Origin of the sequence: Flavobacterium buctense (assembly GCF_014486695.1) — a bacterium.
GTDB lineage: Bacteria > Bacteroidota > Bacteroidia > Flavobacteriales > Flavobacteriaceae > Flavobacterium > Flavobacterium buctense.
The window spans coordinates 1-7,357 of sequence record NZ_JACTAB010000017.1; the positions used below are offsets into that span (position 1 = coordinate 1).

Genomic DNA, 7,357 nt, shown 5'->3' on the forward strand with positions numbered 1-7,357 from the left:
ACCAGTTTGAACTGAAGTACCATTTACTTTAAAATCATAACTAGCTGTGCCGCCACCTAAATTACCCGCATTGGCGGTAAAAGTTACACTTGTTCCATAAACAAATGTATTATCAGCGTCACTACTGGTTAAGGAAACTGTTGGAGGTGTAGCCACAATACTATCATCACAATCGGGTCCGAGTGGATTCAAAATATAAGGATAATCAACCGTAGCACCATAACATACCGTTTCAAAAGATGGATCTGGTGAAAGATCAAAATAATAACCATCCCCATCAAAATCTATGTAAAAATCTCCGGTTCTCCATATTGAACCGTCAGTATCATTACAATCAGTACTGTTACTCACATAACCAACCGGTGGGCTAACTGCTGATGTGGTAGAAGCTAAATTTCCAAATCCATCTCCATCAAAATCTCTATAATAGGTATTAAAGTCATTACTAAAATAAATATTATCCAGATAAATTTGAGTCGTACTAGGAGCAACATTTTGCTCTATTTTAAATCCATAAATATCATTCAAAGCACCCGGGTAAGCCGTTAAAGGAATACTCAAAGAATTCCACCCTGCCACAAGCGGTCCGGTGGAATAGTTTCTATCACCAGGTGCCAAAAGAAATACAAATAAATTAGCCAATGGTGCGTTTAAATATACATCTAAATGCAAATGAGTCATGGCGGTAACATTTAAGCGTCTTTCAGTTTGATCAACCAAACCAATAAAACCTAAGTTATTGACTTGAATACAAGTATTGTCTCCATTAGCAAAATTGAAGTTAGCAGTTGTACCACCAGTCCAACTTGATCTTACCAAAGTGTAAGCCGGACTGTTGGCATAAACCTGAGCTGGAGTACCTGTATATACCGACATCACTTTTGAAGGATCTCTAGCAGGCGGTATTGGTGATGGCCCTGGAGGTGCAAAAGTTACAGTTAAAACAGCCGTAGTACTTCTTGGACCATAAACACCGTCAGAAGCTACGGTTGCAGTAATGGTTGTGGTTCCTCCTCCTACTACAGTTACGGTATTACCGCTTACTGTGGCAACAGCAGTATTGCTACTGGTATAAGAAAAAGAGCCTGCACTATTAGTAGTAGGATTTGTCAATACAAAAGGAGCATCTCCTACAACAACAGGTGAAGGCAAAGTTAAAGCCCCAAGTGTTGGTGGTTGTAGCGTAGCCGCTCTGTAGAAATAAATATTATCTAAATAAACTTGTTTAACAGGGGCAACAGCTCCTGTAGGATTATTTAAATCAAAGAAACTAACGTTAGTTAAATTTAAACCTGTAAACTCTGACAAAGGAATATCAACACTAGTCCATCCATTTACTGGAGTACTAGTCACACGTCTAACACCATTCAATTCAAACCATAATGGGTTTTGATTTATGGAATAGGCATCAATATGCAAATGAGTCATTTCAGAAATATTAGTGGCTGCGAAAGCCAAACGAGCTAAAGTAAATCCGTTAAAATACCTCGCCGTATCACCGCCTGGTAGCGTAACATCTACTCCTGCAGCTCCCCAACTAGGTGCTGAAGTTGGTGCATAGGCATTGCTGTATAAAGAAATTCTATCCCAAGTATTTCTAACTGGTGGCGTTGGTGCCGCTGGTGGTGTTACATTCAGCGTAGCTGTTGTACTTGCAGTACCATAACTGCCATCAGCTGTTTGAGTAGCTGTGATAATAGAAGAACCAGCTCCTACAATAGTTACGATGTCACCACTAATAGTAGCTACAGCTGTATTACTACTGGTGTATGTGAAAGCTCCTGCACTATTTGAAGTAGGTGCAGTTAAAGCAAAAGCAGCATCACCAACAACTTTTGCAGGAACAGTAAATGCTCCGAGTGTTGGAGGCTGGGTTGTAGCAGCTCTATAGAAATACATATTATCTAAATAAACTGTTTTCCCACCGGAACCAACAATTTTAAATTCTTTTAATGCTGTTGTGGTAAAACCAGATTGGCTTGTCCATGCAGTTAATGGAATGTCATAGCTAATCCATTGTCCTTGCGTTAATGCACCATAAGGAGCAGCTAGCGCCACAGATCTTTCCCCAGTGGTATTGCTAATTTGGAAAAACTGTAGTGAAGTTTCATCAAAAGTCCATACATCTACGTGAAAATGCGTCATGGCTGAAACATCTACATTACTTCCAAATTGAATCCCTTGATAGTTTAAGTTGGAGGCACGCCAAACATTACTTGCATCTTCAAGAGCGATAACCGCTCCTGCTCCTGCTTGTCCCCATCCAGGGTTATAGTTTCTTGTACCCGGAACCACAGTATAGGCAGCATCACTGAATACACTAAATACGTCCCATGCATTTCTTGCAGGAGGCGCAGCTGGTCCAACAAGTGGAATACTAGAGGCCGTTACAGTTAATGTAGCGTTTATAGAACCTGTAGTAAAGAAACCACTAGCCGCTTGGGTAGCAGTAATAGTAGAAACTCCGGCTCCAACTACAGTAACTGTGTTACCACTTATTGTTGCAACGGCTTCATTACTACTGGTGTAGGTAAATGCACCTGGGCTATCAGAAGTTGGTGCAGTTAAATTAAATGGTGCAGCACCATTAACTCGAGCTAAAGAAGGAAAATTTGTAATAGTTGGTGCACCACCCGTGTAGAAATATACATTGTCAATATATATTTGGCGAGGAGTACCACCACTTTGTTCAAATTTAATTCCATTGATATTAGTAAAACCTGTACCATATACTGATAACGGAATATCAAAAGAATTCCATCCTGCTACAAGAGGACCAATTGAATAGTTTCTGTCCGAAGGAGCTAAAAGATTCAAAATCATCGAAGTCATTGGTGTGTTAACATAAATATCTACGTGTAATTTTGACATGGTCGCAACACTAAAATTAGCACCATTTGTCACCAAACCAAAGAATCCTAGATTATTTACTTGGATACAAGTATTTGTTCCATTAGCAAAATTGAAGTTTGAAGTAGTTGAACCTGTTGACCAACTTGCCTGCGTTGCTGTAACAACGTTAGCATAGGTTGTTGGATTACCAGTATATAAAGAAACTACTGAAGCCGGATCTCTAGCGGGCGGAATTGGTGAAGGACCAGGAGGTGGAAAATTAACAACTAAAGTAGCCGTTGCTGTTCCTGCTCCGTAAACACCAGGCACTGCCGCCTGAGTTGCCGTAATAGTAGTGGTACCACCACTTATAATAGTAACTGTGTTACCACTAATAGTAACAACACCTGCCGGACTTGAACTATAAGACCAAGCTCCTGAACTGTTTGATGTTGGATTAGTTAATGTAAATGGAGCGTCTCCAAATGTTACAGGACTAGTCACTGTAAAAGCACCAAGTGTAGGTGGTAAATCGGTAGCAGCTCTATAAAAATAGATATTATCTAAGTAAACTTGTTTAACAGGGGCAGCTGCTCCTGTAGGGTTATTTAAATCAAAGAAACTAACGTTAGTTAAATTTAAACCAACAAACTCTGATAAAGGAATATCAACACTAGTCCACCCGTTTATAGGGGTATTGGTTACTCGTCTAACACCATTTAATTCAAACCATAATGGATTTTGATTTATGGAATAGGCATCAATATGCAAGTGAGTCATTTGAGAAACATTAGTGGCTGCAAAAGCCAAACGAGCTAAAGTAAATCCGTTAAAATACCTCGCAGTATCACCTCCCGGTAGAGAAACATCTGTTCCTGCTGCTCCCCAACTAGGTGCTGAAGATGGAGCATAGGCATTACTGTATAGAGAAATTCTGTCCCACGTATTTCTTACCGGAGGCGTTGGCGCCGCTGGAGGCGTTACATTTAAAGTGGCTGTAGTACTTCCTGAACCGTAAATACCATCAGCAGCTTGAGTAGCTGTAATTATAGAAGAACCTGCACCTACAACAGTTACGATGTCACCACTAATGGTAGCAACAGCAGTATTACTACTGGTATAAGTGAAAGCTCCTGCACTATTTGTAGTTGGTGCAGTCAATGAGAATGGAGCATCTCCAATTATTTTGGCAGGAACAGTAAATGCTCCTAGTGTTGGTGGTTGCGTTGTAGCGGGTCTCCAAAAAAACATATTGTCAACAATCAAGTTTTGGATGTTACCTGCTCCCGCCGGTTGATCATACTTAATTTCACGAAAAACAGGACGAACTGCATTAAAAGCAGCACCACTAATATCAATGTTAAACACATTCCACTGATTAGGTACAAGGACCAATGTTGTTGGAACTTCAACGGTACCGCCTGTCGTTTTGATGAGCGATACTCTTATTGAAGTAAGCGTTGAAGAATAAATTTCAATGTGAAATCTTGTCATTGCATTAACGTTAACATCGCTTGACATTGCCGTTCCTTGATAGTTTCCACTATTTTGGTACTGTTTTACAGCGTCACCGCCATACGACGGAGTAGTCATATTGCCGGGCCAAACAACAGATCCATTAGCAGTGCTACCGGCTTGTCCCCAATTTGGATTAAAATTTGTTCCCGCGAGGTCTGTGTACGCCGCAGAAAAGAGGGAAATAACGTCCCAAGAATTTCTGCCGGGGTCACCTGGTGCTGCACCTTGCGATTGTCCTAATGAAAAACTCAGAAGGAAAAAAAGTAAAAGTAATTTTTTCATTGTTTAATAATTTAATGTTGGTTCAATTTGACAGTGTAGGTATTTTTCTCTATTTGGTTTTATTTTTAACTCGAAAAAATCAAGTAATGTTTTGTGTGTTACGCATACAATCAGCGAAATGTAAATTTAAAATTTCTGTGATTCGAACTACAACGATATAATATACAAAAACTATACAGTCCCATATTGATTAAAAAATCAGGCCAAAACCCACCAATACGCAAACGATGTAGTATTTTGAAAATAAAAAGCCCCCGTTTATGCTTATGTTAATTCGTACTTTTTATTTCTAATGTTGTATTAATGTTGTACTCCAATAGCATTATTTAGAAGCGATCAATACTGTAAATTATAATAATTTGTTATTTTTTTAATACTAAAAAAACACATTACAAAAAAATGACAGCCGTTTTTTAACTATTTAATAAAACAGTAATGACATTTTTAGAGATTAAAAAAACAGCTATCTGTCGATAGCTGTATATATCTAGTAAAAATGGTTTACTATTTTTTTTCTAAAGCTTCTAGTCTTTTAACAATCATCTCATTCATTTTCATAAGCTCCTCATTTTTCTTTTGAAGGGCTTCAATTTGCAATTGTTGTTCCTGAATGGCTTTTACAGAAATAGAAATAAAATCATTATAACGAACTCCTAACATGCCATTATCATCTTTGGAGATAACACCATTGTTAGGAATCCCGGCTGCTTTAAAAGCGACATCCAATTCCTGAGCTATAAATCCATACTCAATACGCTGTTTATCATCATTATTACGAATATAAGACACAGGACGAAGGGTATTCAAAAAGTCCAACCCTAGTTCAGAGTCTTTGATATTGTTCTTCCACTTAAGGTCGGAGGTAACAGTCCAACCTACTTGAATTCCGGCATAAGTAATAGTAGTGCCTCCCATTTGTACTTGATTGGTACCGGTGGCACTTGGCACTTGAGCATTAGCGCCAATTACTATATTATCTGTACCCGAGGTAATATTGGAACCGGCAGAAAAACCAATCGCCGTGTTTCTGGTTGAATTATTGGATGCACTAAATAAAGCATTAGATCCAATGGCTACAGAATTAGTGATAACTCCGGATTGCGTCATCGCATTATAACCAACAGCAACATTATCTCTGGCGGCAGCATTATTGATACCCGACAAAGCACCGGCACCAACAGCTGTGTTGTAAAGGGATAAAGACGCAGAAGCTGTCAAAGCGTTATAACCCACGGCAGTATTGCCTAATCCTCCATTAAGTGAAGCTAACGCACCACTCCCTACAGCCGTGTTTTGATTGCCAGTATTGCCATTGCTACCTGTATTGGCACTTAAGGCTTGATAGCCAAGCGCAGTATTATCAGAACAAGTGTCACTTGACAACAAAGCACTTTGCCCAACAGCAACATTATTAGTTCCTGTGCCAACATTCAATGCATTATTACCAAAAGCAGTACTATTAGTAGCAGCGCCGCTATTTAAGGCACCTACTCCAAAAGCAGTACTGGTAGCTCCAATATATCCTGCAGCCAAGTTATTTCTTCTGAATGAAACGTTTATAGCATCAGTAGTACCCATAAAATTAGTCCCGGCAGTCAATCCTGCATTTCCGGTAGTAGACCAACCGGATATGGCACCTGTGTTGAAACGAACCCAAGGACCGGTAACTGCACTGAGGTAATAAAAACCGGGCGTTACATCAAAAGTAGAGCTTTGATTATATACAATTTCAGAAACCGTGGGTGTTGTTATAGGAGCTACTGTTGTAGTACGTATTAAATTTACTCTTGGTATCAGCAAACCATTATTAGTTGAGGTAATATCTAACGTACCCTGTGGATTACTTGTTCCAACACCAACCTGGGCATTAGCAATACCAAAAAGGAATAAAAAAGACGTAAATAAAAAAGATTTCATATCGTATATTTTTTAAGTTTTTCAACTTATGTTTTTTTGTATTTAAAAATTCAACAGCAGTCAAAATATTAATTGTGTAATTTACGTAACTTATTACAACCTACTTCTAAACCTTAGTATATAGTAACTATACAAGATTTTGATTAAAGATTAAGTAAGACATTACAACTTAAAAAGCATGCAGTCACTTTGTTTACTAGGGATATTGAATTTCAATCCGATTCCAACACAGAAGCAACGTATCAAATATGTTGAGGTGATGTAATGGTAATACAGACTTTTAAAAATTAAAAAAAACACACCCTTATTAAATATTTAGCACTTATTGGACCTATTTATTCCTTCATTCACAATAAAACTAAAAAAAATAAATGGAGTCGATAATTATAGTATTTCCAATCTTTTATAAAATAGTTCCAATAAATTAAAGCCAAAAAACCATCAACCAACTACAACCAATTGAAAACCAACAAGCAAAAAAAATCCCCGCTGTTAAGCAGGGATTAATTTATAATTCAAAATTTATAATCTATAATTTGATTATCGCTTCACAACTCTAAGGGCTCTAACCTCCTCATCTTGTGTCACAACTACATTGTAAACACCACTCGGGTATTGATCACCTATGGCTAAACTGTTTAAGTTCGAAGCTTTTGACTCACGCGAATCTACCAATCGACCAACCATATCATAAACTTTGATACTAACCGGTGATGCACTCTCTGTCGTTAAATCAATTAAGAAATTGTTCGCAAATGGATTCGGATAAGCTTTCGCTTCAAATCCGGCGGCTACTATTCTCATGGTT

General features: G+C 38.3%; 2 protein-coding genes and 1 pseudogene. All 3 read right to left on the bottom strand.

The annotated features are described in order from the left end of the window. Positions 1 to 4,632, bottom strand: a pseudogene (locus ICG50_RS12865) (hypothetical protein); the annotation flags it as partial. Positions 4,633 to 5,136: 504 nt separating this feature from the next. Further along, positions 5,137 to 6,549 (bottom strand): tail fiber domain-containing protein, encoded by a 1,413-nt coding sequence (locus ICG50_RS12870; protein WP_187661310.1) that lies wholly within the window; start codon positions 6,547 to 6,549, stop codon positions 5,137 to 5,139. A gap of 540 nt (positions 6,550 to 7,089) precedes the next feature. Further along, positions 7,090 to 7,357 (bottom strand): T9SS type A sorting domain-containing protein (locus ICG50_RS12875; RefSeq protein ID WP_187661311.1); only part of this gene is annotated, 268 nt, incomplete at its 5' end.

Coding starts and splice junctions, on each gene's coding strand:
- ICG50_RS12870 (WP_187661310.1), bottom strand. CDS start 6,549: ATGAAATCTTTTTTATTTACGTCTTTTTTATTCCTTTTTGGTATTGCT.